The 2,406-nt window shown below is 52.8% G+C and carries 1 rRNA gene; it reads left to right on the forward strand.

The features are described from left to right. Nucleotides 1–196: 196 nt before the first annotated feature. Nucleotides 197–2,406, forward strand: a 23S ribosomal RNA gene (locus O0J73_RS22170); the annotation flags it as partial.

A 2,406-nucleotide genomic window follows, 5' to 3' on the forward strand; every position in this document is an offset into this window, starting at 1 on the left:
TATACGCATCAGCACTGTGGCTGGTACGTGTTCTTTTAAAACTTGTGACGTAGCGAGCGTTTGAGATGTTCTATCAGACGTGTCGTGAGGCTAAGGCGAGAGACGGAAGTCTCTTTATTGATTGAGTCGTTATATTCGTATCCGGGCTTTGTACCCCCGGGTCACATGTATAACCCAAGGCAACTTGCGGTTATATGGTCAAGCGAATAAGCGCACACGGTGGATGCCTTGGCGGTCAGAGGCGATGAAGGACGTGGCAGCCTGCGAAAAGTATCGGGGAGCTGGCAACAAGCTTTGATCCGGTAATGTCCGAATGGGGAAACCCACCCGCTTGCGGGTATCCTGCAGTGAATACATAGCTGCTGGAAGCGAACCTGGTGAACTGAAATATCTAAGTAACCAGAGGAAAAGAAATCAACCGAGATTCCGTAAGTAGCGACGAGCGAACGCGGACTAGCCCTTAAGCTGATTTGGTTCTAGGAAAACGCTCTGGAAAGAGCGGCCATAGAAGGTGATAGCCCTGTATCTGAAAGGGCCATTTCAGTGAAGACGAGTAGGGCGGGGCACGTGAAACCCTGTCTGAACATGGGGGGACCATCCTCCAAGGCTAAATACTACTGACCGACCGATAGTGAACCAGTACCGTGAGGGAAAGGCGAAAAGAACCCCGGAGAGGGGAGTGAAATAGAACCTGAAACCGTGTGCGTACAAGCAGTAGGAGCTCCGCAAGGAGTGACTGCGTACCTTTTGTATAATGGGTCAGCGACTTACTGTTCGTGGCAAGCTTAACCGTATAGGGGAGGCGAAGGGAAACCGAGTCTGATAAGGGCGCATAGTCGCGGGCAGTAGACCCGAAACCGGGTGATCTAGTCATGCCCAGGGTGAAGGTGCGGTAACACGCACTGGAGGCCCGAACCCACTCCCGTTGCAAAGGTAGGGGATGAGGTGTGATTAGGAGTGAAAAGCTAATCGAACCCGGAGATAGCTGGTTCTCCTCGAAAGCTATTTAGGTAGCGCCTCATATGTATCCTCTCGGGGGTAGAGCACTGTTATGGCTAGGGGGTCATCGCGACTTACCAAACCATTGCAAACTCCGAATACCGAGACGGACTGTATGGGAGACACACGGCGGGTGCTAACGTCCGTCGTGAAAAGGGAAACAACCCAGACCCACAGCTAAGGTCCCAAATTTTGTGCTAAGTGGAAAACCATGTGGAAAGGCACAGACAGCCAGGAGGTTGGCTTAGAAGCAGCCACCCTTTAAAGAAAGCGTAATAGCTCACTGGTCGAGTCGGTCTGCGGGGAAGATTTAACGGGGCTAAGCACAGAACCGAAGCTTGGGGTGCATAACTTTGTTATGCGCGGTAGAGGAGCGTTCCGTAAGCCGTTGAAGGTGGATTGAGAAGTCTGCTGGAGGTATCGGAAGTGCGAATGCTGACATGAGTAACGATAATGCGGGTGAAAAACCCGCACGCCGAAAGCCCAAGGTTTCCTTGCGCAACGTTAATCGGCGCAGGGTGAGTCGGCCCCTAAGGCGAGGACGAAAGTCGTAGTCGATGGGAAGCAGGTTAATATTCCTGCACCTCGCGTAAGTGCGATGGAGGGACGGAGAAGGTTAGGTGTACCAGGCGTTGGTTGTCCTGGGGAAAGGCGGTAGGTTTGGATCTTTGGCAAATCCGGGATCCTTTAAGACCGAGCACCGAGACGAGCCTTTATGGCGAAGTCACTGATACCACGCTTCCAGGAAAAGCTCCTAAGCTTCAGCTTACGCAGACCGTACCGTAAACCGACACAGGTGGGTAGGATGAGAATTCTCAGGCGCTTGAGAGAACTCGGGTGAAGGAACTAGGCAACATGGCACCGTAACTTCGGGAGAAGGTGCACCCTTTTTGGTGGCTCGTGCGAGCTATAGCTGAAGAGGGTCGCAGTAACCAGGCCGCTGCGACTGTTTATCAAAAACACAGCACTCTGCAAACACGAAAGTGGACGTATAGGGTGTGACGCCTGCCCGGTGCTGGAAGGTTAATTGATGGGGTCAGCCGCAAGGCGAAGCTCTTGATCGAAGCCCCAGTAAACGGCGGCCGTAACTATAACGGTCCTAAGGTAGCGAAATTCCTTGTCGGGTAAGTTCCGACCTGCACGAATGGCGTAACGACAGCGGCGCTGTCTCCACCCGAGACTCAGTGAAATTGAAATCGCTGTGAAGATGCAGCGTTCCCGTGGCAAGACGGAAAGACCCCGTGAACCTTTACTATAGCTTTACACTGAACGTTGAGTTCGTCTGTGTAGGATAGGTGGGAGGCTATGAAACTGTGGCGCTAGCTGCAGCGGAGCCATCCTTGAAATACCACCCTGTCGTGCTTGACGTTCTAACCTGGGCCCATTATCTGGGTCGGGGACCGTGTA

The sequence above is a fragment of the Stenotrophomonas sp. Sm6012 genome, assembly GCF_030985895.1.
Taxonomy (GTDB): domain Bacteria; phylum Pseudomonadota; class Gammaproteobacteria; order Xanthomonadales; family Xanthomonadaceae; genus Stenotrophomonas; species Stenotrophomonas forensis.